Origin of the sequence: Siminovitchia terrae, assembly GCF_003605405.2 — a bacterium.
GTDB classification, from domain to species: domain Bacteria; phylum Bacillota; class Bacilli; order Bacillales; family Bacillaceae_C; genus Siminovitchia; species Siminovitchia terrae.
Map to the genome: position 1 here is coordinate 120,998 of NZ_QYTW02000008.1, position 26,119 is coordinate 147,116.

Consider the following 26,119-nt stretch of genomic DNA (forward strand, 5'->3'; position numbering starts at 1 on the left):
GTTGGTAACAGTAGGATTTTTTGTTAACTTGTGTGTCCGAACTACCATCCCATGTAACTTAATTTCAAGGTCAAAAGATGTTTTGTTGAAAAGAAATTCAGTAATCCGAATACCCCATATATCAAACGTATTTGCGCCCAGATTTATCGAGCTCCGTTCGATCAATTTCCTCTGAAAATCTGTGGCATCCGCCGGAGGCTTTAGCTTTATTCAGCCGGGGTTTGAAACCCCACTGAATGGAATAACAATATGCATTCATCTCACCACTTATAGAAGTGGGAGACTTCTGCTGAATGAAGTTAAAGGTAATGGACGATAATACTTTAACGTTTATCGATCCATTTTTTGACCATTTAAGAAATCAAAAAGTAATCGGGGGAGCGCAGTAAAATCAAAAATACCTGCCACAACCCGTAAATTACCGAAGAATCAAGACTTCATTCTACAAAATACGTGTAGTGCCAGGCACTAAAATAATTTGCTTAATTCTTCTGTTGTGAAGAACAAATCTCTTCCTTGAAACCACGGAAATGCCCTCATTCGGCTTATAACGGACAAATCTGGCTTTGGAATCTATGTAATTGTCCTTTATACATGATTTTGACAGGGAAGAGGTTGATTAAATAATAAAACCTCACTCACTTATGAAACGGTTCACCGTAACAATACTAAATGAGATTTTCCCTGACACTCTTGAAAATGGATGCGGTTATGCAGCTTCAGTTCAAGACAATTTGTTTTATAATCGGCTAAGTGGGGGAGGTTCATGGATTACGGTATAGTTTAGGCGGTAAGAAATCACGATGTCCAAGGACTTCCGACTTAGTTAATCGACCATTCACTGTCCGAATCAGTAGATCCATCAACATTTCTTTGCACTGTTCAAAGGTCTTCGTACGATAGAGTGTTTCCTTCACATCTAAATCAATATGTTCAGACATAGTGGATACTGTCAGAGGATTAGCTGACATTTTGATTACAGGCGTTACCGGATTACCGACTATATTTCCCTGTCCAGTAGTGATGATTTGTAGTGTAGCTCCTGCCGCTGCAAATACGGTTGCCACTTCTACGGCAGAAGCAGATGTATTCATAAACCAGAGCCCTTTTCCTGGAGGAGAATCAGCAGTATGCAGAACCCCTTCGATCATTGCTTGACCAATTTTTTGTATATTACCCCAAGCCTTTTCTTCAATTGTGGTGAGTCCACCACGTATGTTTCCCTGAGTTGGCTGGGAACCTAACAGGTGGGCATGCTGGCTTTTGAGGAATCCTATATACTCATTATAGACTTGCCAGAACTTCTCTTGTTCGATTTGGTTCTTAAAACGTGATGCTATAGTATGCTCCGCTCCCGTTAATTCAGTAGTCTCTCCAAAAATAATTGTTGTTCCCATGTCCAGAAGCATTTCCACGGTTTTTCCTAGGGTAGGATTGCTGCCATGCCCGGAAGTGGGGTCAGACTCACTGCATTTTATGCTAATGACCAGCTCAGATATGGGAGTTTCTTCTCTTTGTAATTCACTGGAATATTGAATGAATTCGATTGCTTTTCTAGTCGCCTTTTCGATCGTTGCTAAGTCCCCATATCGCTCGATAGTAAAGTAAGCGACTGGTTTCCCCGTCTCAGCGATGCCTTGGGCAACAATTTTGGTCCATTCAGGCTCTTGGCCAATTACTACTGCAGCCGCTACGTTGGGATTACTTCCAATCCCAATCACAGTTTTAAATGTCAACTCTAAATCCAAACCAAATTGCAACTCTCCGAAAGGATGAACAAATGCCTCGGAACCGTGGGCTATATGAGCCACATGTTTTGCCGCAAGATTTGCCAATCCGTCGACAGGGATGATAGCTACATGATTCCGTATTCCTACGGCTCCATTCGTACGGCGAAATCCATTAAAAGTAATTGGCCTCATTACTTCCACCTCGCACTCACCATATTGTGAACATGAACATGCTCACCTTTGGAGATTGCATCCAGGGCTAATCCGCAATTCGACCCGTAAATAAGAATAGGCTCTCCATCTGAAACTGATTTAAGAGCCACTTTATGCCCTAAAGGAATTTTATGGATGACTTTAACTTCATAGAGATCATTGTTTTCTGTTATAAGTCCAACTACTGTTTCTCCCGAATCAATATCTCTTATCGCGACACCGACATGATCTTCAGGTTTATGTATTAAAATGCTATGCTCCAATGTCTTCCACCTCGTTTTTCATATGCTCTTTACAAAGTTTACTTTTCCCTCTTTTCCTCGGTTTTATTAATTAATTTGCCATCATCCATCAGCAAAGCAATTCAACACAATACATTCGTATACTGTTTCACACCGGTTACCATAGTTTTATGTATACAACGTTTAATCAAAAGGGAAGGGGCTGTCTAAAATAAAAATGAGTATTAAATTCATAAACAACTTAATACTCATTTTAACTTTATATTTTTATTGTTTGGGGTAGTTAACCGAAGCTGTTAATCCTGTATGATCCTTTTTTAGCGGGGAGTTAATGGTCTCATTTGGTAACTGACATCTCTGCTAGTCTTGTAAGATAAATGCCAACACCCTCACTCACTTATGATACGGTTTACCGTGATGTATCTAAATGAGGTTTCTCGATTAATTTTTCATACCCTTATTTAATTTTTTTAATATCAAATGCTCGACTTTTTCTAGTAACAGAATTGTGCTCTTGAAATAACAAACTTGGATATTATCTTTCTTATATTTATTTTTTTAGCCGATACTTATATTCCAGACAGAATATTTTGCAGCCATATCAGAATAAAACATTTGCCAGCAAAATGCTCCGATAGAAAACACCAATAGGATAGATAAATAACCATTTTACATATTAATAAAGCTTATCTTCAATGGATCATATTTTCTTCCGTTAAATAGCTCATCGCAAATAAATCCTTTGGAATTTCATATAAATCATACTTATATCCCTCACGATTCACTTCTTGAAATATAGATGAACGTGATTCATTTGCTTTTACTGCGTAAGAAAGCTTTTCAGCAGCTTTCCTTGAACGTATATTCTCTCTGCAAATACGCATAAATACAGTGTTAATCTTCCGCTCACCAAATAGCTCCTGTAAAAAGGCAATTTTCGCAAGGGTATTAAAACCTTTTCCATGGTAGTCCTTTCCGATCCAAGTACCTAAGAAACCGCACTGCTCTTGAATATCGAACAAATTAATGGTACCGATTGGATTTTTCCACTCATCGACAATGATCCTGGAAATTATATCTCCGCGCTCTTCAGCCTCGATTGTCTGCTTATTTAATATCATAAACTCATCAAATGTTGTTGCTTTTTGTCTAACAAATGGGAATACATCAGGATGTGTCATCAATTCAAATAAAACATGCTGTTCTTGCTCATTCATTTCGCGTCTTTTTAGCATATTTTCCACCTCCAGGGATGAGATATGAATCAAATGTCTTATTAATGTAAAAATACAGTGACCCTTCTGGTCTTCTTCCGAATCGGATTTATTCTCCATTTCTCATCCCCCCTTCCCAAATAGAAAAACACGCCTCCCACGAATGAAGGCGTGTTTTTTACATGACAAAAATGACCCCACCATTCATTGAGCTTTAGCACTGTATGGCATAGGATTAAATCCAGCTACATTAAAAACCACCTTATGTCGATGGTTCCTGTTGACCCATTGGTGTCTCTCGACATTTCTGGGCAGCAGCATCTCTCCATACAGGAGCCTCACCTAACGAGGTAATATTAGATTAGTAGTTCCAGCGTTGAATATGTTCCATGCTTTTCTATCAACGTGCAAAATATTGCTTTTTGTAAAAAACAAAGGCACATAAAGCAGTTAATACGAACGTGAAAGTCATTACACCCCAAAACGCATTTGGCAAATCTTGAAAAGGCAAAGGAACATTCATTCCATAAATGCTGGCAATGAGCATTGGTACTGACAAAATGATTGTAAATGCTGCTAGTAACTTAAGGACACGGTTCACATTGTTTTGAACCACATTGGCGTATGCATCCATGACGTTATTTAAATTGTCTTGGTTAATTTCTGTTATTTCGTACGCTTGCGCCAATTCAATCAGAACATCGTCTAAAATATCTGCATCGTCCTCATATAGTTTGATGTAGTCACCGTGTAATATTTTTTGCATTGTAAATTTCATCTGTTTTAAAGACGTCACCATATAAATGAGACTTTCATTCAGATAAAGAAGGGTGTACATCTCACGATTACGATACGACTTAGCAAGTTCTTTTTCTGCCAACGCGATTTCGTGCTCGATTGTGGCTAAAAAACGAATATATGCTTGAGCTGTTACATTTAATATCTTTAATGTGTTACGTGTTTTCATATGTGTTGCAAAATCCTTCACCCTACTGTTAAAAATATCCTTCATGAAGGGTATTTCTTCATTGCAAATGGTAATCATATGATCTTTCGTATGAATAATCCCCATGGGAATTGTCCGATACTTCACGTCATCATTTGAATTTTTGACATCTAATTGGTCATATGGAACATGAATCACTATCAAGACCGCCCCATCCCGTTCCTCAATTCGCGGCCGTTCATCAATATCAAGTGAGTCAATTATAAAGTCTCTTGGAATAGCAAGTTCTTTAACCATATGGTCGATTTCTTTGGATGTTGGCTTTACAAGATGAAGCCAACTATTATTTGTGATGTTTGCTCTTTTTTCAAGCTTTCCTTCAGATGTACTCTTATATATTAAAAGCATTTTCTCCACATCCTTCCTTGCGTATTAGAACCGTAAAAATTTTGTTTTGTAAAATACGTAGACAAGCCCCCCGCTGAGTGCTGCCATAAGTGCCATAACTACGGTAAACATGAATGGTTCATGTTCATAAGGCAATGCAACGTTCATCGAGAAGATACTTGCCATCATCGTCGGAATCACAAGCACAATTGTAAGTGTCGTAAGGATTTTCAATACACTATTCAAGTTATTATGAATAATACAAGCATAAGCGTCCATTAGACCAGCCAAACTGAGACTCCGCATTTCAGTCACTTCTGCTGCTTGTTCGATATCCACTAGGGCATTATGAAGCATCCGTTCATCTTCTTTATACAATTTAATATCTTGCCCCTTGGATAGGTGCTGAAAAACATTGCGCATCGCACGCAAAGACGTTGAAAAGTAAACAAGGCTTTTATTAATATGAATTAAGCCGAATAGCTCTCGATTGTTATGAGATTTTTTTAATTCTTGCTGTAACCGACCAACTTGCACCTTAATCCGTTTCAGAAAATCGAGATATGATTGTGCAATCGCCTCAAAAATTAGCAATGTCACGCGTGTCTTCATATGTGTTTGAAATGGCCCATATTTCCCCGAAAACACATCATTTAATAATGGAATCTCTTCCTTTGTGACAATCACCAGATGATCCTTTACATGTATTATCCCTATTGGTGTCGTCCGATAAGGGATCTCATCATATAACTTTTCCTCATTTATCGCGATCGGGGCATTAAGGATGATAAGCAAGGACGAATCGTCCCTTTCAATCCGTGGTCGTTCATTGTTATCCAACGAATCACGGAAGAAGCTCTCAGGAATACCAAGTTTAGTTGAAACTTGTGAAATCTGAGCGTCTGTTGGCGCTGCAAGATAAAGCAGCGTGTTGTGTGCAATATCGGATTCTTTTTGTAATCGACTTGTTGAATTGCTTTGAAAAATGGTAAGCATCTTGTTCTCCTCGCTTTCTTTTCTAAAATAGACGTTTTTTGTAAAATATCCAGCCAGTTCCCAAGCTGATGACACCGCCGATTAACATCAGAACTGCGAGAGTGTACACACCATCTTGCACAGGTAACGGAAAGTTCATCCCGTATATACTCGCGACCACTAATGGAAACGTGAAGATGACCGTAAAGGCTGTTAATACTTTCACTACAGCGCTAAGGTTATTTTCAATCGCTGCAGAATAGGCGTCCATCATATTCCCTAAATTCTCGTTGTAAATTTCAGACGTATCAAGTGCTTGCTGCATTTCAATAAAGGCAGCCTGCATCAGTTTTTCATTTTCTTCTTTTATCTCAAAGCGCTGTATTCTTGACAATTTCTGCATCATGATACGATTAACTTTAAGCGAATTTGAGAAAAAAACGAGACTCTTGTTTATATTGAGTAAAGTATACAAATCACTATTTCTGATCGATTTTTGCAGCTTCTTTTCCGCATCGATTATTTTTTGATTAATATCATCAAGTAAATGTAAATAATAACGCGAAGATAAGAGCAATAACTGAAAAAGAAAATGTGTATTCACCTTAGTAAGAAATGGCTTTACTGTTTTCTTGCTCAATTCTTGTAAAATTGGATGATTGACACGACAAATTGAAATCATTACATCACGCGTTTGAATGATTCCGATAGGAATCGTACGGTATGGTACGGATTCACCATCCGCCATTTTTAAAGGCACATTGATGATGAATAACAAATTGTCTTCATTTTTTTCAATGCGGGAACGTTCATCGGCATCGAGGGGATCGCGGATAAAGTCAGCAGGCACCCCAAAACGACTTGCTGCGTTCTGTATCTCCTCTTCCGACGGGTTAGTGAGCTGTACCCAGTTGTAATGAACGCTCTCCGACTGTTCTTGAAACAGCGCTTCTTCGTTGCTTTTATAGATTTTAAGCATCGAAACGTCCTCCTCATCTGTTGGACTTTAACAGCCCTAAATTCTTCACTCGTGCAACTATCGCCTTCGGCCATACTTGGACTTTCTATACGGACCCCCTCCTTTCGTAGAATGAATTTCCTGGAACTGCCGTTTTTTGGAAAGTAAAAAACCCTCCAGGAGACCTAGAGGGTTAAAAATGAACGCACCAAAAAAAGCATTCACAAGAAAAAAGCATTCTATCTCCCCCTAGTCGAGTTTTGGCACTATATAACGTAAAGAGATTGAGATTGCTCAATCTCTTAGCCACCTTAAGAAAAGCCTTAATCCGGCAGTTCCTGTTCTACCCATGGGCATCTTTCGATATTTCTGGGCAGTGGCCTATGTTTGTATAGGAGCCTCACCTAACGAGGATGTTCAATTGTTGTTTTTTAACGCAAATCCAATACTAGCATAGAAAAAAGTATTGTCAACACTTTTTTTGTTTTACTGAGGAAATTCACACCCTAGAACTACTAGCTATTTCTTCTCAACATTCCATAAAATGACACCTTGTAAAAAGCCCATTCCCTCAATATTAGAGCGAGTTGTTGTAATGGTAGTTTTATTTCCAAATTTAATTATTGGTAGATAGCTATAGAATTCCTCTTGAAGTTTATCAAAGTATTTCTTAGCTTCTTCTTGGGAAGCAGCACTATTAATTTGGTTCAATAATTCATCCATTTCTGGGCTATTGCTCCATCCTGGCCATTCATTTGCAGAATCTAAAAATACATATTTAGCAGGGATAGGCTCTGTTGGGAACCCGGTTATAAACATATCATAAGCGGTTGGATCCTCACGCTTTTGAAGTACGGTTGGCCAATCATAAACATCGAGCTTAACCTTCATTCCAATTTTCTCAAGCTCCTGTTGCACAACCACGGCGGCGTTAAAATGATCTTCATAATCTCTGCTGGCTAAAATAACAATTTCTTCACCGTTATATCCGGCCTCTTTTAATAACTTTTTGGCCTTTTCCTTATCGTTCTGGTTATATTGATCTTTACCTGCTTCACTATACCAGTCCAATTGATCCTTGATCATCAAACTATGTTCTAATTCATAGAAATTTTCATTCGTAAATGAAGACATTAAAATAGCTTCCTGATCTAAAGCTGCATTAATAGCCTGACGAGCGGTAACATCTTTAAAAATTCCTTCTTTCTTATTAAAGACGATGCCATTAAAACCATTGTGATCAACATGATTAGTAATATCTTTATTTGTTTCTAATTGTTCTGCATTATCAAATGGAATCGCATTGGCTATATCGTATTCACCTGTTTGGATACCAGATAATCTCGTGGAAGCATCCGTTACAAACTGAAAATAGATATTATCCAAGAAAGCTTCTTTTTTACCAGCTAGACCACTACTTTCTGTATCTAAGGATTGGTAATCTTTAAATTTCTCTAATTGCACATACTGGTCAGCTTTCCATTCTACAAACTTATAAGGACCTGTTCCAATAAATTCAGTTAACCCTTTCTCTGTTACCCCTTCATTAACTTCCTTAGGTGTAATAATTGCAGCTTGTCCCGGATCAGCCAACATCGCTAAGGCTGTTGACAAGCGTTCAGGCATTTCTAACACAACAGCATTGTCACCGTCTGCTTTAAAGGTTGCCTTTGGAAAATAGGACTTTCCTAACGGAGTAGTGTCTTTCCAGCGATTCATGGAAGCCACTACATCTTCAACTGTCATTTCTTCACCATTATGAAATGTAATATCTTTTCTCAAGTTAAACGTAATCTTTTTTCCATCCTCGCTTACTTCAAAAGATTCAGCAAGCATTGGCTTTACTTCAAAGTTTTGATTAAAAGTTACTAATGTTTCAAAAATATGTCTAGAAATATCGCGTGTTACAACAGCAGTTGTTAGTAATGGATCTAGGGTCGGTGGTTGAGCATTATAAGCTACCTTGATTTCCCCTCCACTTTTAGACTCTTTTGAAGATGTCTTTTTCCCCGATGAGCACCCAACCAACGAAAAAACCAGAACTAATATTAATAAAAAAAAGCTGATTTTTTTCATTAATACTTTCCCCCTCATTATCTTTAGATTTTTAAAGTATATAATCCCACATTTTATAAAATTAAGCCTAAGCTTCCTATTTCAAAATATGAAGTTAATACTTTTTATCGAATTTAACATATGTTCTGTTTCTTATCAATAATAATTTTCTCTATATTACAATACTTCAAATCATACAAAAAATATTGTCAGTAAACTATTGGTCTGATACTGTAAAAGTAGACAAAGGGAAAAAGAAGTATCAAATGCGCCTTGGCGTATTTGCGCCCAGATTTTATCGAGCTCCGCTCGATAAATTTCCTCTGAAAATCTGTGGCATCCGCCAGAGGCTTTGACTTTATTCAGCTGGGGTTTGAACCCCACTGAATGAAATACCAATATGCATTCATCTCACCACTTACAGAAGTGGGAGACTTCTGCTGAATGAAGTTAAATCTCTTTTTTTTAAATAATAAAGTAATTTCGCGACGGAGTTGAGCATAAATGACCACATTTATAGATAAAATTAAGTTAAAGTATCATACTTTATCTTCCGGTCATAAAAAGGTAGGTAAATATGTACTTGATCAGCCACAGGAAGTTGCCATGAAATCGGCAAGTCAACTAGGAAAGGTTATTGGGGTTAGCGAAACTACTGTTATTCGATTTTGTTATGCCCTAGAATATAGTGGTTATAGTGAATTGCAAATAGAGGTAAGAAAGTATCTTATTTTTCATAAGAGCAGTCTACATTACTATCAAGCCGTTAATTCTGAGGATTCCAGCCAATCTAATTTTTTTGTTAAAAGTATGCAACGAGATCAAGATTATATTCATGCTGTTATCGAACAAATTAATGAAGAAGATTTATATCGAATCGCCAGGAGAATATACGATTCTAATAATATACTAGTAGCTGGCGTTCGGACCTCGTTCGCTTTAGCTAACTGGTTATCATTTACTTTGAATATCGTAAAGGGAAATTCACACTTAATTCAACCGGGAGTCGATGATATTAACTATCTGTTATCAAACTTAGACAATCAAAGCGTTTTTATTGGTATAACATTTCACCGCTATTCATCAATGACTTTGGATTTAGCGGAACTAGCAAAGAAACAAGGAGCTTATGTAATTGGAATTACGGACTCGGTTCTTTCTCCCCTTAACGAGTTCTCTGATATTATACTACCGATAAACCTATCTACTTCAGCATCAGCTACATCAACTATTGATACCGGTCCCGCAGTATTGTCCCTCATAAACGCGATCGTAGGGGGCGTAGCTATTATTGATAAAGAAGAGTTTAAACATCGAAGAGAAGAATACGAGAAGTTTAATCCTGGACAATTTCTTATTTAGACAAAGTTGAGGAAGAGCCGAAGAAAATCAAAATACTTAAGAAGTACCATAGTGAAATGGTGCGCACGTATGTTTTTTAAAAAAGCTAGTTTAGACTTAATAAAATAGCCGTTGAAAAAAGCGTCAAAGAAAAACTTAGTGGCTTTGACGCTCCTATTAAAAATCACTTTGTATTTACTTATGATAGAGCATAATGTAATAAACCTCATTTACTTATGGTACAGCTCACCGTCACGCATCTAAATGAAGATTCTTTCGCCGGCTTCCAGTCCGTGGTTTTTAAGATATTTTCAAGATGAACCATATTATTTTTTTGCTACATACATCTTCTAATTTTAACTAAACTAATCGTACACTTATTGCTAAAAGAAATTTCTTATATTTTCTTCAATAAGGTCAACAAACCTTTCCGTAGCTCTATTTAAAGGAACATTTTTCAAATAACATATACCAATACTTCTTTTAGGTATAGGTTCCATTAAGGTCACTTCATGAAGTAGGCCTTTTCTCAAAAACTGTTCAGAGAATTCTTTTGTAACGCAAGCAACACCAAGATTAATCTTTGCAAATTCTAACAGAAGTTCATGTGAACCTAACTCAAATTCCGGCTGAATTTTAATTCCCTTTGTAAGGAAAAATTCTTCAACATATCTTCGGGAATTCGAATTGTCCAATAAAATAAGCGGGAACTTCACCAATTCCTCAAATTTCATTGGCTTAGAAAATACTTTTCGGTATTTTTCGCCATATACAAAGGTATCTTGGATTTCCAGTAAAGGCTTTACTTCTAATGACTTGTCATCAATGGGAAGATTACAGATGGCGATGTTCACTTCTCCCGCTTTTAAGGCAGCTATAATTTCCCACGTTGTCCCATTGACTATTTTGAATTTAAGATTTGGATATCGATTATGAAAAGTTTCTAAATAGGGAAGTAAAAAGTATCGCGAAATAGTATCGCTAACCCCTATTTTAAACTCACCAAGGATTAAATTTTTAAATTCTAAAAGCTTTTCTTCACCAGCTTGTATAATTTGCAGTGCTGAACTGACATATTCAAATAATAAATTTCCTTCATCAGTTAGCGTTACACCTTTAGATAGCCGATTAAAAAGCCTTGTATCTAATTCCTTCTCTAATTGTGCAATTGATTGACTTATTGCTGGCTGTGACATATATAGCACTTTTGCCGCTTTAGAAAAGCTTTTATTTTTACCAACAGTATAAAAAAGATAATATAAATCCAATTTGCCCACCATATAATCCACCCTTATACCCCATATTAGATATATTGACTTTACTTATATCATTAAAAACCGTATATTACAAGAAGAGACTGTTTGGATTGTTGATGTATTAGTATGATACTTTTAAAAAAATTGACCCTTTTTATCGAATATAGTTAGATTGCGAAGAAGGAGCGAATGATTGTGGAAAGAGTTGTAGGAACTATTGCCAGGGGACTTCGTTGTCCCATAATCAATAAGGGAGATCGCATTGAAGATATCGTTGTTGATAGCGTATTAAAAGCAGCAGAAGTTGAAGGCTTTACAATTCAGAATAAAGATATTGTAACTGTTACAGAGTCGGTTGTGGCACGTGCACAAGGAAACTATGCCACCATTGACCATATTGCCAAAGATGTTCAAGCCAAATTTGGCGATGATACAATCGGTGTGATTTTCCCTATCCTTAGCCGTAACCGCTTTGCTGTTTGTCTTAGCGGTATCGCAAAAGGAGCCAAGAAAATCGTATTAATGCTAAGCTATCCTTCCGATGAAGTAGGCAATCATTTAGTGGATTTAGATACACTTGATGAAAAAGGGATAAACCCTTGGACAGATGTTCTAACAGAAAAGCAATTTCGTGAGCACTTTGGCTACAACAAACATACCTTCACAGGCGTAGATTATATTGATTATTACAAGTCTCTGGTTGAAGAATATGGAGTAGAATGCGAAGTAATCTTTTCAAATCATCCAAAGACGATTTTAGAGTACACAAAGAGTGTACTTTGTTGTGATATTCATTCACGGGATAGAACGAAAAGAATTTTAAGGGCTAATGGCGGCGAAAAAATTTATAGTCTCGATAATATTCTTTCTGAATCAATTGACGGAAGTGGTTTTAATGAGGCTTATGGTTTATTGGGCTCGAATAAGGCAACAGAAGATAGTGTAAAGTTATTCCCGCGCAATTGTCAGCCTGTCGTTGATAACATTCAAGAAATCCTGAAGGAAAAGACAGGTAAAACGGTTGAGGTAATGGTTTATGGTGATGGTGCATTCAAAGACCCTGTAGGAAAGATCTGGGAGCTGGCAGATCCGGTTGTTTCCCCTGCTTATACAGCTGGATTAGAAGGAACACCGAATGAAATTAAATTAAAGTACTTGGCTGACAATCAATTTGCTGACTTAAAAGGTGAAGAACTAAAAAAAGCCATCTCTAAGTACATTGATGAGAAAGAGGATGACTTAGTCGGAGCAATGGAAGCCCAAGGAACTACACCTCGGAGACTAACAGACCTAATCGGTTCACTGTCCGATCTAACTTCAGGCAGCGGTGATAAAGGGACACCGATTGTCTTTATTCAGGGCTACTTCGACAACTACACAAAATAAGGGTTACTAGGAAAATCAACGAAAACCTATAGGACAAGGGAGAGTAACTCCTTTGTCCTATTTTTATGGCTGTCGTCAAGTAATACAAATTGGAATGATGTTTATAAGATAATTTTATTAATTCTTTTAATCGATACACCTTCTCTACATCATCGTTCAAGTCACAGCCTATATAATAGGTAACTAAATTACTCTCCAATATTTTTGTATTAAGTATTTTTGAAGCTCTAGCAACAGTATTCATATATCCTCCAACTATCAAATATTCATGCTAGGAATTGCTAATTTCATAGAAAGTTATAACATATAAAAAAGCTTAACTAAATAAGTTAGGCTAATAATCTTAACAAAAAACCTCACTTACTTGTGATACGGTTCACCCCTCAGTATCCTAAACGCCCGATACACCTGCTCGACCAAGATTAATCTCATCAACTGATGCGGAAAAGTCATTTTCGAAAAAGAGAGTGCTTCGTCCGCTCGCCGCATCACTTCGTTGCTCAATCCAAGGGATCCGCCGATAACAAAGACAACGCTGTTTTTCCCAGATGCAGACAGGCGGCCCAGATGCTCCGCGAATTGTTCGCTGCTCGCCTGTTTACCTTCGATCGCCAAGGCGATGACGTAGGCGTCGGGATGGATTTTGTCGAGGATACGATCTCCCTCTTTTTTCTTGATTTGCTGCATTTGGGTTTGGCTTAGCTTTTCAGGAGCTTTTTCGTCGGGGAGTTCAAGGATGTTGATTTTGGTGTAGGCCGAAAGGCGTTTGAGGTATTCATCAATGCCCTGTTTCATATGTTTTTCTTTTATTTTTCCGACTGAAATAATGGTGATGTTCATGTTGTCCAATTCCTTCCGTTAGATTACACACAGGTTACAAACATCCAGCAAACACTTTATCCACAGTGGTTATCCACAGTGGTTATCCACATATCCACATTATTCATCCACATTTAGTGTGGGAATATTAGTTCCCCACTATATATTCTGCCGGATTATTGCAATATTTACAGGGTGTGGGTAACCCGTTTTCCGCTTCCAGCTTCTCTAATATAGGTGCTGTCTCCTCTTCATCTACAATAATGTCTAACGCCAATTCAACATGTTCTTTACAACAATAAATCATACTTGGTCCTCTTTTCTACTAAAAATCATCATTTTTTACGGCATCAATCTTACTTGTTAACTGCTTCAATAATTGTGCGCATTACAGCCCCACCGCTCAATTTCTACCATCAACTGCCAAAATTTATCCACATTCATTTTACCATATAAAATATAAAAGCGGGAAAGCCTCCCAGGCCTTCCCGCTAACAGTTCATAATCTTGTCTCGTCCGTTAGATTGACGTTTGCATCTTGTTTTTTACCACCTCTATAGTAGGTGACTTTCATGGAGTCTCCGACTTTCTTCTTGTTGTACAGGTATTTTCGGAGTGCCACGACATCTTCGACGTCCTCACCATCCAGCGCAACAATGACATCCAGCTCTCTCAGCCCTGCTTTTGCTGCCGGTGAATTGGCCAATACTTGCTCGATCATGATACCAGATGTTATGTCTTTTGGAAGCTTCAATGTCTGCTCTTGGTGGTAGGCGGAGATTTCAGCGACATCCCGCAGCGTAACACCCATGGCTGGACGTTTTACTTCACCGTACTTTTCCAAGTCTTCGATGATCGGTATGACGTAATTAATTGGGATGGAAAAGCCGATTCCTTCAACGGCACTTTGAGCAATTTTCATGGAGTTGATGCCGACAACCTGACCAGCAATATTAACCAATGCTCCACCACTGTTTCCAGGGTTGATGGCCGCATCAGTTTGAATGACTTCCGCATTCCAATCTGGCACGCCATCTCTATTAATATCGACAGGGACAGTTCGATTCACACCAGAAACAATTCCCTGTGTCACGGAGCCGGCGAATTCCAGACCGAGAGGATTTCCGATCGCCAGAACAGGCTCTCCGATATGTAAGGCATCAGAGTCTCCAAATTCATTCACAAATCCTTCTCCAATATCTTTGGAACTGATTTCAACAACGGCAAGGTCTGTCCATACATCACTTCCCCGCTGCACACCCGGAACTTTTCTTCCATCCGAAAGCGTTACTTCCAGTTCGGTGGCATCTTCCACAACATGATGGTTTGTTACGATATAAGCCTTGTCCCCTTGTTTTTTATAAATAACGCCGGAACCGACTCCCACTGCCTGCTGACCTTCCTGACCAGTTGTCCAGAAATTGGCTGTCTGGATATTAGTAATGCCCACAACGCCTTTTCCAGCCTTCTCTACAGCTTGCGTTACATCCGTTGTCACATCTAGCGAAACCTGCTCTTTTGTTGACTTTCCTTCATTTTGTTGGATTGTCGTATTGTTTGGGTTTTCGTTGTTCTTTATCCCAAAAATTGATGGAGCCAGTATGGCAATAATCAATGCTCCGATCAGCCCGCCGATCAATCCCGTAAAAAAGCCCCCTCTGCCGCCTCGGTTTTTGAAACGGTTCGGACTATGATCATCGTATAATCCCACTGCTCACCATTCCTTTCATTAGCATCCATGAAGATAAGTTTCCCTTCTATAAAGATAATTATAATCCGCCTGGCCAGAAAGCACATAAAAAAACATTCTTATTCAAAAAAATGTAAAAAAGAAATGAAAATAAGCGGCCATTTAACCGATTATCTTCATTTCTTTTCCTTATTGGTTGAACCTTAAACCTTCTATACAGCAGTTAACCCTGTTGGTATGTACGGATCTGTATCAAAAAGATCCAACTGAGTGCCAGTTTCTATTCCTCTTGTAGCGAGCGTCTGTGTTACGCTCATCCTTGCCAAGTCTTTCATATTATTATCCTTGCTTAAGTGAGCAAGATAAATCCGTTTTGTCCGATCACCAATGACATCACTCATAGCAAGAGCCGCATCTTCATTGGAGACATGGCCAACATCGCTTAGTATTCTCCGTTTGATATTCCAGGGATACCTCCCCATCCTTAGCATCTCTGTGTCATGGTTGCTCTCAAAAATATAGACGTCAGCGTCCGAGATCATTCCTTTCATACGATCACTGACATATCCAGTATCTGTGATCAAAACAACCTTCTTTTCTCCAGTTCTGAAAATGTAAAACATTGGTTCAGCAGCATCATGCGACACACCAAACGATTCAATATCAAGGCTGCCAAAGGATTTCACTGTCTCCATGTCAAAAGTGAATTTTTGATCAACAGCAATTTCCCCAACAAGGCCGTCCATTGCTTTCCACGTCCGTTCATTCGCGTAAACGGGCAGCTTGTATTTTCTCGCCATGGCCCCAAGCCCCTTGATATGATCGCTGTGTTCATGGGTAATGAAAATTGCGTCTAGCTTGGCCGGATCACGGTCAATCTGCTCCATCTGCTCACCGATTTTTTTACAGCTCAACCCGGCATCTACAAGAAAGGAATGTTCCTTTGTCTCTATATAAAAAGCATTCCCTGAACTGCCACTTGCCAGTACGCTAAATTGCATCGACATTCATCTTACCTCCAATACCGATTTCCCACTTCCCGTGTTTTCCTGAATAATTTGTCCTTCAAATGCATTCACAAGCATTGACTCTTTCTCGCCTTCATGTTCGGCAACCACGTGCCAAGTTGGTGTCAGCACCTGAGATGCCTCCATATTGACAACCGTATAATAACCCAGCTCAGCTCGGACAATCTTGCTGTCCTGCTTCAGCAGCTTATTCCGGTAAATTGCCTCCACCGCACGAATTGCCGGCAATACCTCTTCTTTTTCACTGATTGGCTCAATCTTTTCAAGCATCGTCTGCTCATATGAATAGACTTCATTATTTTTCTCGACATAAAAAACGAGGTGTGCGCTTCTATTTTTAAAGAGCAATTTATCCTGGTGTTTTTGGTAAAAGGTAATGGTCCCGGCTTTTTCATCATAGTTACCGAAGCCGTATTGGTCTCCGTAAAGAACATTATTTCGCACATACTGTTCCATCTCTTGAACATTAAGCTTATCCGGCACTTTGACGGGATTCGCCAGTTTAGAATAAATAATGGAGCCGTCTACAATGGTGGTAAACTGGTCCTTCAGCTTCTCAGTCTCTTTTTCACTGAAAACCTTTGTGTTAGCACTCATATATTGGTCCCTGATCGGGTTTTTCGGAATGCCACTGTAATCAATACCGTCGTTGTGCAGGTTTTCTTCCAAAGAGACATCTGTCCTCACTTCGAGCTTGTTATCCTTTTGTTTATTCATCAATTGAGTCAGAAGGAAAATGTCGAGGATTAAGAATGCGATAATGAAAATGGTCTTCAGTCTACCCCAATCCACTTAGATTCCCCCTAGCTTCCTTCACTTCAAATCGCTCCCAAGTACCCTTGTATAAATAGTACCAAGAAGGTTCCAGAATAATCACTTTCGAATTCTCCGGGTTCTTGTATATTCTATAACCAAGGATCAGCTCCTGTAGTTTATTGATGTCTATGTTCGGATCCGCCAGTAAGGTATCCATTACTTCTTCCCCGGAGGACAAATAGACCTTTTCAGGATGAGGCAACGGAATATCAAGGCTGAAATATGGCCTGCGATATTGGTAAACCTCCTCCTTGCCCCAATATAGTTTGATTTCAGACATACCCTCAGCATTAAATACCGGATAACCTTTCAAAAACAATTGGAAAGTCGTCTTCTGAGTAGTTGGGTCCATACCAAAATATTTATAATTGTCCGTCCAGCCAGCATGTTCGTTTATAAAATCGATGCTTCTCTTAAGTAGATCAATATTGGCCTGGCCGTTTGCCGTATCTACTACCTGACTCGGATTTACATAATCGATCGTGCTATTCGCTTTATTCACATTCATCATACTGGTCGGGTCAGTTAATTTTTCACCGATTGCATCCTCACTGATTTTTCTTACCAAACTGGGGTCCTTAAATAGTGCCTCCTTAAACTTATTAGGATCGATGTAATCAGCATAATAATGATATCTGTACATCACTGTCTCTTTCGCAGGAAGATACTTTACCCTGCCATCCGGCAACTCATACGCTTTGAATTCAGGAAATTGGCTTGTCTGTTTTTCCAAGCGGTTTAAAAGAGCTTGTATATATTCATGATTGACGTGGCTTTCATAGACTTTTCCTTCTTTGTTCGAGATAAAATAGCCGATACCGTCTTCCTTGGACTCGCCCTCCCAATGGATAACCAAACGGTCAAATGATCCTCCCGGCAAACTTTCCGCCTCAAATCTAAGGATCCCTTTATATAAATCAAAAGGGACGAGATCAGGGAAGATGAGTTCCAGCGAATTCTCTCTTTGAGCTATAGCTCTGATTTGATCCTGCGAATAGGACCTTGCATCGCCAAGATCATAAAAGCTCCAACTGCTGAGTTCCTGTAACGTCTCCCCGATTTTCTTTTCGTCTACTATACCAAAGTGACCGCTGTCCATATGAAGTAGGAGTTTAACCGGTCTGATGACCTCCCCTACATCCTTCGAATCAGAAATGGAGACTTCATGAACTTGTTTTTTATCATTAAACTCATATTTCGGCTGAAAAGTCCATAAAGTCCAAGTTAATACGGCACTGGTAATGACAAGAAAAACAAGCAGCACTGATTTAATTGTTTCGTATCTCACGACCAATCATCCTCTTGTTCCGGATCGTAAGGGAGCGTAAATATGATTGTCGTCCCTTTTCCTTCCACGCTCCTTGCCCAAATATCTCCGCCATGGGCACCTATCATTTCTTTTGCAATCGCAAGTCCAAGACCTGTTCCCCCGAGGCGTCTCGTCCGGGCCTTATCCACCCTGTAGAAACGTTCAAACACCTTTTCCAGGTTTTCCTTCGGAATACCTAAGCCTTGGTCGCTGATGCTGATTTGAATCTGATCATCAAGTACCTTCAGCCTGAATGTCACCCGGCCACCTTCCGGAGAATACTTAAGAGCATTTGAAATGATATTGTCAATGACCTGCGTCAGCTTATCCTCATCAATTTTGATGAACATTGCTTTGTCAGGCAGCATCCGCTTGAAAGTGACATGGCGCTCTTTCGTCATCTCAAAGCGGTCAATGATATGGTTGAAGAATGATACAAAATCAACCCATGTCGTATTGATCTCATAGTCCTTGCTGTCCATTTTTGACAGTTTCAAAAGATCATTTACGAGGCGGATCATCCGCTCCGTTTCATTCTGTGTTACATCTAAGAAACGCGGAGCCAGCTCTTTATCATGCAATGCTCCATCAGTTAGCGCTTCAAGGTAGCTGCGCATAGTTGTGAGCGGCGTTCTTAGCTCATGTGAAACATTCGCCACAAATTCTCTGCGTTCCGCTTCAATTTTCTCCTCTTCCGTCACATCATGAAGAACGACAATCAGCCCGTTTACAAAGCCTGTATCCCTTTGAATGACGGAAAAATTAGCCCGTAAAAGAAAGAGAGAATCATCCGTGCTGTAGTCAAGTACAATCGGTTCCTGCTGATCCAGAAGGTCTTCAAAGCTGTATTCATCATCCAAAAGGAGCAGCTCTGTCACCGGCTGGGAGATCATTGTTTCACGTGAAACATTCAGCATCTGGGAAGCCCGCTCATTGATTAAAATGACTCGTCCCTTCCTATCTGTCGCAACGACGCCGTCCGTCATATTGGAAAGAACCGAGGAAAGCTTTCGGCGTTCTCCTTCGGTCATAGCCTGCGCTTCCTGCAGCTTTCGAGTCAAGTAGTTGAACGAAATAGCAAGCTGCCCGATTTCATCTTCTCCATAGACACGGACCTTCCGTGAAAAATTTCCTTTTGCCATGGCCACTGCTTGTCTCTTCATGTCAGAAATCGGCCTTGTAATCGTCCTTGCCACAAGGATACCCAGTATTGCTGTAATGAGCATAGCAATCAACGTAGCAGATATGAAGATTTGGTTGATTTCTTCCAACTGGTCAAAAACTGTTTCTATTTTTGCGACAAGGTAGATGGAACCAGCCACTTCCCCACCGATTTTAATAGGTGTCGCCAAAATCCAAACACGGTTTCCGGACTGTTGATCTATAAAAATTTTATCTTCTTTTTTTCCGCCAGCCAAAATCCTTTTTACCATTACATCGGTTGTTTTCTGGCCAACAATGCTCTGATTGTTCCGTTCCGAGGTCCCGATGATCAAGCTTCTGTTATTGATGACTCGAACCTCTGAAATATCCTGGGCTGAAAAGTCAGCGAGGAGCTTCCCCACTTCTTCTTCGAGCGGAGGAATGTTTTCATCCGCACGATCCTTCATCATTTCCTCGACAAGACTGTATTCCAGCAAAGGTAATCTTCCTTCGATAGATTGCTGGAAATTGCGGACCAATTGATCTTCGAGCTTATTAATGAAGTAAACGCCGATGATCTGCATGGCAATCAAAATAAGCAATAAATAGATTGTTACAAACTTAACATGTACAGATCGAAAAAAACCTACTTTTTCCATATGGGACTACTCCTGTTCAGGTACGCGTAAATAGTAGCCTACTCCTCTTCTCGTAACAATCCACGTAGGATGGCTTGGATTGTCTTCTATTTTTTCCCTGAGGCGCCTTACAGTCACATCTACTGTCCTGACATCTCCAAAGTAATCATAGCCCCATACCGTTTGCAGCAAGTGCTCGCGGGTCATTACTTGTCCGCTGTGCTTTGCTAGATAATGGAGAAGCTCAAATTCCCGGTGTGTCAATTCAATGGTTTCTCCATTCTTGGACACGACATAGGCATTGGGATGAATAGTCAGTGAACCAATAGTGATTTCATCATTCTCTTCTTCCGTCAGTTGATCAGCGATTTGTGCGTGCCGGCGTAAATTCGCCTTCACCCGCGCAATCAATTCCCTCGTGCTGAAAGGCTTTGTTACATAATCGTCCGCGCCAAGCTCAAGTCCAAGAACTTTATCTATTTCTGAATCCTTGGCAGTCAGCATAATAATCGGCATTTCATATTTCTTTCGGATTTCCCTGCAGACTTCCATCCCATCACGGCTTGGAAGCATGATATCAAGCAAAACCATATCAGGCTGCATTTCTTCAACGAGTTCAAGCGCTTCTTCGCCATCGTAGGCACATTGTACCGTAAATCCCTCTTTCTTTAAGTTAAACTGCAGGATATCGGCAATCGGCTTCTCGTCGTCAACTACTAAAATCTTCTTCTCCACAGTGCCCCGTCTCCTCCCATCAACCAATATTTATCATATATGTTCTACAAAATTATTTTTGTCTCTTAATCTAACTATTTTATCATAAAAAAAGGACTAGTCCAAATGGGGCAAGAGCCCGCTGGGACCACTCCTATAAAGGTTCTAAGTGCAGTATTTATTTGGAGAGGCAGCTTTTTAGCTACCACAGCCATTTGTTTCAGACAAACTTGATCACGTTTCAAGCGCCACAGCCTGGGACGCAGCGCTTGTCACTGCGATTAAACTCGTACTTGTCCATCAGAGCTGAACACAGCAAAAAGTGACTACTCCAACGTTATTATTTTTCCAATCATTCCCTGGATAATAGAAAAAGCACTGCGAGAGTCAATGTCGTCGCAATGCTTCTTGATGGATGATGTAATAAATCGTATATTATCACAGGATTTTTGAGTGTGCAACAAATGCAGACACGATTTTCCAAGAAAAAAACTAGTTTCTTAGGATTGTCACATAATGTTTACAATTTGAGCGGGTTGTCTTTTCTGTTTAAAATAGTTTATGCAAACCTTTATTGTTTATGATAATATTCCTGCCATTTGTTGTTTCCTTCGTAATAAATTTCTCTCCAAACTTTATTTCCGCCTTCGTAGGCCTCTCTCCATGTTTTAGTTCCGGTCTCATATCCATATCTCCAAATTTTTTGCTGGCGGTCATAAAGCAAGTTCCAAACTTTGTTAGTAATATCGTATTCCTCCTGAATCCCTTCTTTTGAAAGGGCGATATGGAGGGCTTCAGCATGTTTGAATTCAATTTCAGATTTTTTCATGACGGATTGGCCCAAGCCTTCCGCTTTCTTCATAAGATCCTGTTGCTTAGCTTCCACTTCTTTAAGGCCTTCCCGCTGCCACTTTTCCCATGCCCTCATTAAACGCTGGTACTCTTCTTGCCAATATTTCTCTACATCTTGTTTGGAGTTGGCAAGTGTGAACTCACCGTTCCCAGCTTCGGCCACTTCTTTTAAAAGCTGCTGGGCTTCATTGTCCACTTGGAAACCGATAATATTGATAATCGGCTCAATTCCTTCCGCGGCCAGTTGTTTGGCCTCTTTTACAGGGTCTCCCCCGCATGTTTCAATCCCGTCACTTACCACATACACAATGGCGGAACCAGCATCTTTTGGAATATCCTTTTTGGTCTCGGCAATCGCTTTTCCAATCGGTGTCCAGCCTGCTGGTTTTACTTGATTCAGAGCAGACTTCACCTTGCCCGGATCGTTTGCTCCATTATAAAGTGTTTCGGTGGATGCGCAGGAGCGTTCCTTATCCGCATCACTTCCGGTTCCTTCGTGCCCGTATACTCGAAGGGAGACCGTGCTTTCCTTAGGTAGGACATCTATAAAACTCAGGATCGCGCTTTTGGCCTCTTCCATTCTTGTTCCGCCCTTGTTTTGGGCGTTCATACTGCCGCTGGCATCCAATAAAATGGCGTAATGGACACCGTTCACAGTCGGTTCATCAATTTCCTCATCAGGTCGGCTGCCAGTTGCTTCAATCGTAGGGTCAAATTTAATCAATTCCTGAACTTCCTCATGATAATCTTCAGCTACCAATTTCACGATCGCTTCCGAGTATTGCTCACTGGTCAAATGATCAGGAAGCTCCTTGAGCTTTTCAATAGCCGCCTGCTCATCATATTGATCCCCGCTAAATTCACCGGGTTTCCTCATGAGGTCCTTCTCGTCTTTCGTCATCTCTCTCGGCAAATCTGTCGATTCATAGACTTCCAGTTCTTTTTCCCACCAGGCGTCTTTTACCTCCGTCTCCTCAGCGGTACTGCCCTCAACAGATAGATCAGGCTCCGACTCTTTTTTCGTCTTCTCCGCCTTGCCACAGCCACCAACAATGACCCCGGTAGCCAAAATCGCAAACAGTAATCTTTTCACCTTCTTCTTCCTTTCCATTGGAGTCTTAAGCATATTCTAACTTTGGATTTTCGAAAGGAATAGCGAAACCGAAAGGAATCATCCTTTTTTACTAAAAAAGATCTTGTTCAGGCTAGGAAGAAAGTATTGTAGAGATAGCGATGCCAGTAGGGATTCCCCACCTATTTTTGTCCGTTGTTCTGGAGATAAGCGCACGAACTGATCTTTTGGGCAGCACCTGCCCAAAAAAAGAAAAAGACATGGAGTTGTAAAATCCCATGCCTTACTTAAATAATATATACTTTTGTTGTTAAACAGCGACTTGCGTTTTCCATTTGTCCAGCTACAGGCGTCAGCGACTAGCAGACTTCCTTCTCCTTCCTACGATAAGTCAACATCGGCTCCGACGTACAGGAGAAGTACTAGTGCAATCGAAGCGACAGAATGTCGCGCTCTGAGCCTGCCGACGGACAGGACGTCCTAGTGCCACAGAAGCCACAGGACGTGGCGGCTTGAGGCGGCCTTCGTCGCCGTGTTTCCTTTATCTCGTCAGGAGTCGTCCAGTCTGTACGTCGCTAAACGACGCCTTCCGCTTTTCTACCTCCACACACTCTTCACTATGTTGGTTTGTGAACGATCCGGTCCAACTGAGAAGATGGAAAGAGGTACACCTGTCAATTGGGATACACGCTCAAGGTAATGGCGCGCATTTGCAGGCAGTTCATCCAATGTTCTACAACCTGTGATATTCTCCGTCCAACCAGGGAGTTCCTCATATACAGGCTTGCAATCCTTTAAAATGTTTAAGTTAGCTGGATATTCTTTGATTAATGTACCTTTATAATCGTATGCTGTACAAATTTTTACCGTTTCAATTCCTGTCAACACGTCGATGGAGTTCAACGAAAGGTCCGTTAATCCGCTGACTCTGCGAGCATGGCGAACAACGACACTGTCGAACCAGCCGACGCGGCGCGGACGCCCTGTTGTTGTACCATATTCACGTCCCACTTCACGGATTTGGTCACCGATCTCATCTTTCAATTCTGTTGGGAATGGTCCATCTCCCACACGGGATGTATATGCTTTACACACTCCGACAACATGGTCGATTTTCGTTGGTCCGACACCAGAGCCAATCGTTACTCCTCCCGCAACCGGGTTGGATGATGTAACGAACGGATAGGTTCCTTGGTCGATGTCTAGCATGACGCCTTGAGCTCCTTCAAAAAGGACACGTTTGCCTTCATCAAGCGCATCATTCAGGACAACGGATGTATCACATACATAGTCCTTGAACTGTTGACCGTACTCATAATATTCATCCAGAATCTCTTCCAGAGTGAAACCTTCTGTTTCATAAAAACGCTCCAACAGACGGTTTTTCTCTTCAAGATTGCGTGTCAATTTTTCCTCAAAGACTTCGCGATCCAAAAGGTCGGCAATCCGGATTCCGATACGTGCAGCTTTATCCATGTATGCAGGGCCGATTCCTTTTTTGGTTGTACCGATCTTGTTTGCACCCTTACGTTCTTCTTCCACTTCGTCAATTTTAATATGGTATGGAAGAATGACATGCGCTCTGTTGCTGATTCGCAAATTATCCGTAGAAATGGAATGTCCGTGCAAATACGCGAGTTCTTGAACAAGGGCTTTCGGATCTACAACCATCCCGTTTCCTATCACACTGATCTTATCTTTATAAAAAATCCCTGATGGAATTAAATGCAGCTTATATGTAACGCTGTTAAATTGGATTGTATGGCCGGCATTGTTGCCCCCTTGATAACGGGCAATCACTTCTGCATTCTCGGATAAGAAGTCTGTAATCTTCCCTTTTCCTTCGTCTCCCCATTGTGTACCGACAACTACTACTGATGACATGCAAAAAGCACCTCCGACAGTTCATGACGAACCCTAATATGGAACATCTATATTTTATCAGTACGGATCCCACACACCAATAAAAAGACGAACATTGTTGGCGATTTTTATATTATTTGTTCGCTTTTACAATTTATTTTTTGCTCTAATCTTATTATAACCCCTATTATTCAGTTTGATTAACAGAATTCGAAGTTCCTAATATTTTTTCCACTTTTGACCGAAAAGAAGGATTCGTCAAAATTTCAAGTTGAAAACTGTTCAATTTTTTTGTCAGCTGCATTTGTTCAATCGTACCCAGATCATTGGCAAAAAAAGCAAACTCTGTCCGATTGCCCTTCTTATCCTCTGCATACATGGCTTTTGTTAATACAAAGGCTGTCGAACCACCTTTTTGTCCCGCATGTTTGAGCCACTCGCGATTTTGTGGATTTTGCATCAACCCTTCCATAACAGGGTCAAGAAAAGTATGGGTTTCTTTGGAAAAATACTGTTTGCTATTTAATTTTTCCATCAGAGAAACATAATCACTTGTCGTTGCTCTCGGCAAACGATCGGACCAAATTTTTTGGAATTTCATATCAAGGGCTGAAGCCGATTCCTTTTTCTCCTCGGAAGTTGGCGGCTTCTCATTCCAATTCTTGAATATTTCGTTCGCTCTTGCCCGATAGTCATCCAGGGACATGTCCTCTAATACCTTTAATGCTTCCTTCTTGGACAAATTCCCTTCTTCCATTATTGTTAGAGGAATAAACATCCCACCTCCGATTGAGTAGATCGGCTCATGAGCAGAAAGCTCAGTTTGGATGAGAACGTCATTAATATGATCCACCCCTAAAAGGTTGATTAGAAAATCCGTATTCGCATTGGAACTAAAGGCAATCATTCCATTTGCTACTTCGCTAATCGGTACCTGCTCCAAAGAATTTAAGGAATCAATCCATGCCTGATGCGCGCCACCATCTGTCTTCGAAATATAATATTTTTCTAATTCTTGAAGGCTTACTTTTTCTTCTGGATCAATCGTTCCTTCGGCAGCTTGCTGTGCATACTCAATCGCTACAATAATCTTCATCGTGCTGGCCAGCGGCAGAGGCTGGTCACTGTTTACATCCGCAAGCTGCTTTCCGTTGTGCACGATTGATAAAGCAACATTTTTTGAATCTGCCTGCTCTTTGATTAACTGGAGAACAAATTCGGGGTCATCCTCTTTAAACTCCTTTTTGATAAACCAAGTACCAAAACCTATGATTAATACCACAATAAACAATACAGCAACAATGATCCAAAGAACTTTCTTCACATCTGTTCACCCCTCATGTCATATACGGGAACAGAGTTCATAAGGTTTCGAGTGAAACTTGGACAAATAATAAGTTTGATATCAACGAAGGAGTTGGTACCGTCTTTTTCGTTTTCCGGCAAATACGGGCACTTTATTGGATTGGTTA

The 26,119-nt window shown here is 40.2% G+C and carries 23 protein-coding genes and 2 riboswitches; of the genes, 2 read left to right on the forward strand and 21 right to left on the reverse strand.

The genetic code is table 11. The features are described from left to right. Positions 1-121: 121 nt before the first annotated feature. From D5F11_RS26325 to D5F11_RS10535, 9 genes are all read right to left on the reverse strand, one after another. Entirely contained in the window at positions 122-259 is a 138-nt protein-coding gene (locus D5F11_RS26325; protein WP_185830627.1) for a hypothetical protein, read from the reverse strand. Positions 260-764: 505 nt separating this feature from the next. Next, on the reverse strand, positions 765-1,922 hold the full coding sequence (locus tag D5F11_RS10500) for a UxaA family hydrolase (RefSeq protein ID WP_120115845.1): 1,158 nt from the start codon (positions 1,920-1,922) through the stop codon (positions 765-767). Beyond that, positions 1,922-2,206, reverse strand: a complete 285-nt coding sequence (locus tag D5F11_RS10505; protein WP_120115844.1) for a UxaA family hydrolase — start codon at positions 2,204-2,206, stop codon at positions 1,922-1,924. The genes D5F11_RS10500 and D5F11_RS10505 overlap by 1 nt, the downstream gene beginning before the upstream one ends. Positions 2,207-2,877: 671 nt before the next feature. Further along, a complete protein-coding gene (locus D5F11_RS10510) occupies positions 2,878-3,420 on the reverse strand; it encodes a GNAT family N-acetyltransferase (protein WP_120115938.1) in 543 nt (180 codons plus the stop codon). 171 nt (positions 3,421-3,591) lie between these two features. Next, positions 3,592-3,756, reverse strand: a riboswitch (M-box (ykoK) riboswitch). Positions 3,757-3,799: 43 nt separating this feature from the next. Beyond that, positions 3,800-4,753 (reverse strand): magnesium transporter CorA family protein, encoded by a 954-nt coding sequence (locus D5F11_RS10515; RefSeq protein WP_120115843.1) that lies wholly within the window; start codon positions 4,751-4,753, stop codon positions 3,800-3,802. 24 nt (positions 4,754-4,777) lie between these two features. Next, complete coding sequence (locus tag D5F11_RS10520) at positions 4,778-5,728, reverse strand: magnesium transporter CorA family protein (protein WP_120115842.1); 951 nt, start codon at positions 5,726-5,728, stop codon at positions 4,778-4,780. A 22-nt stretch (positions 5,729-5,750) separates the two neighbouring features. Further along, the gene (locus D5F11_RS10525; RefSeq protein WP_120115841.1) at positions 5,751-6,686 is read right to left on the reverse strand and encodes a magnesium transporter CorA family protein; all 936 of its coding nucleotides are present in this window, start codon (positions 6,684-6,686) and stop codon (positions 5,751-5,753) included. 218 nt (positions 6,687-6,904) lie between these two features. Next, positions 6,905-7,084, reverse strand: a riboswitch (M-box (ykoK) riboswitch). A gap of 100 nt (positions 7,085-7,184) precedes the next feature. After that, positions 7,185-8,741 (reverse strand): ABC transporter substrate-binding protein, encoded by a 1,557-nt coding sequence (locus D5F11_RS10530; protein ID WP_185830628.1) that lies wholly within the window; start codon positions 8,739-8,741, stop codon positions 7,185-7,187. 171 nt (positions 8,742-8,912) lie between these two features. Further along, on the reverse strand, positions 8,913-9,119 hold the full coding sequence (locus tag D5F11_RS10535) for a hypothetical protein (RefSeq protein WP_126646556.1): 207 nt from the start codon (positions 9,117-9,119) through the stop codon (positions 8,913-8,915). Between the two features lie 105 nt (positions 9,120-9,224). Here D5F11_RS10535 and D5F11_RS10540 point away from each other — a divergent pair, with 105 nt between their 5' ends. Next, the gene (locus tag D5F11_RS10540; RefSeq protein WP_120115839.1) at positions 9,225-10,082 is read left to right on the forward strand and encodes a MurR/RpiR family transcriptional regulator; all 858 of its coding nucleotides are present in this window, start codon (positions 9,225-9,227) and stop codon (positions 10,080-10,082) included. Between the two features lie 362 nt (positions 10,083-10,444). Here the strand turns inward: D5F11_RS10540 and D5F11_RS10545 are convergent, their stop codons facing one another. Further along, positions 10,445-11,341, reverse strand: coding sequence for a LysR family transcriptional regulator (locus D5F11_RS10545; RefSeq protein ID WP_120115838.1), 897 nt, complete (start codon positions 11,339-11,341; stop codon positions 10,445-10,447). A gap of 171 nt (positions 11,342-11,512) precedes the next feature. On the opposite strand from D5F11_RS10545, the gene D5F11_RS10550 reads away from it, so the two are divergent. Next, on the forward strand, positions 11,513-12,703 hold the full coding sequence (locus tag D5F11_RS10550; protein WP_120115937.1) for a coenzyme F420-0:L-glutamate ligase: 1,191 nt from the start codon (positions 11,513-11,515) through the stop codon (positions 12,701-12,703). A 360-nt stretch (positions 12,704-13,063) separates the two neighbouring features. Here the strand turns inward: D5F11_RS10550 and rlmH are convergent, their stop codons facing one another. From rlmH to D5F11_RS10605, 11 genes are all read right to left on the reverse strand, one after another. After that, the gene (rlmH, locus tag D5F11_RS10555) at positions 13,064-13,543 is read right to left on the reverse strand and encodes a 23S rRNA (pseudouridine(1915)-N(3))-methyltransferase RlmH (protein WP_120115837.1); all 480 of its coding nucleotides are present in this window, start codon (positions 13,541-13,543) and stop codon (positions 13,064-13,066) included. A 127-nt stretch (positions 13,544-13,670) separates the two neighbouring features. After that, positions 13,671-13,829 carry a CxxH/CxxC protein gene (locus D5F11_RS10560; RefSeq protein ID WP_120115836.1) on the reverse strand — a complete coding sequence of 53 codons (159 nt, stop codon included), beginning with the start codon at positions 13,827-13,829 and terminating at the stop codon, positions 13,671-13,673. A gap of 192 nt (positions 13,830-14,021) precedes the next feature. Continuing rightward, the gene (locus D5F11_RS10565; RefSeq protein ID WP_120115835.1) at positions 14,022-15,233 is read right to left on the reverse strand and encodes a S1C family serine protease; all 1,212 of its coding nucleotides are present in this window, start codon (positions 15,231-15,233) and stop codon (positions 14,022-14,024) included. A gap of 191 nt (positions 15,234-15,424) precedes the next feature. After that, complete coding sequence (locus D5F11_RS10570) at positions 15,425-16,219, reverse strand: MBL fold metallo-hydrolase (RefSeq protein ID WP_120115834.1); 795 nt, start codon at positions 16,217-16,219, stop codon at positions 15,425-15,427. Next, on the reverse strand, positions 16,220-17,032 hold the full coding sequence (locus D5F11_RS10575; protein ID WP_120115833.1) for a two-component system regulatory protein YycI: 813 nt from the start codon (positions 17,030-17,032) through the stop codon (positions 16,220-16,222). Further along, entirely contained in the window at positions 17,019-18,344 is a 1,326-nt protein-coding gene (locus D5F11_RS10580; protein ID WP_185830629.1) for a YycH family regulatory protein, read from the reverse strand. The genes D5F11_RS10575 and D5F11_RS10580 overlap by 14 nt, the downstream gene beginning before the upstream one ends. Continuing rightward, entirely contained in the window at positions 18,341-20,167 is a 1,827-nt protein-coding gene (gene walK / locus D5F11_RS10585) for a cell wall metabolism sensor histidine kinase WalK (protein WP_120115831.1), read from the reverse strand. Before walK ends, D5F11_RS10580 begins: the two co-directional genes overlap by 4 nt. A 6-nt stretch (positions 20,168-20,173) precedes the next feature. Beyond that, positions 20,174-20,881 (reverse strand): response regulator YycF, encoded by a 708-nt coding sequence (gene yycF / locus D5F11_RS10590; RefSeq protein WP_120115830.1) that lies wholly within the window; start codon positions 20,879-20,881, stop codon positions 20,174-20,176. Positions 20,882-21,431: 550 nt separating this feature from the next. Next, entirely contained in the window at positions 21,432-22,805 is a 1,374-nt protein-coding gene (locus D5F11_RS10595; RefSeq protein ID WP_185830630.1) for a vWA domain-containing protein, read from the reverse strand. 576 nt (positions 22,806-23,381) lie between these two features. Beyond that, complete coding sequence (locus D5F11_RS10600; protein ID WP_120115828.1) at positions 23,382-24,668, reverse strand: adenylosuccinate synthase; 1,287 nt, start codon at positions 24,666-24,668, stop codon at positions 23,382-23,384. Between the two features lie 166 nt (positions 24,669-24,834). After that, the gene (locus tag D5F11_RS10605) at positions 24,835-25,971 is read right to left on the reverse strand and encodes a serine hydrolase (RefSeq protein ID WP_120115827.1); all 1,137 of its coding nucleotides are present in this window, start codon (positions 25,969-25,971) and stop codon (positions 24,835-24,837) included. Positions 25,972-26,119: the final 148 nt, after the last annotated feature.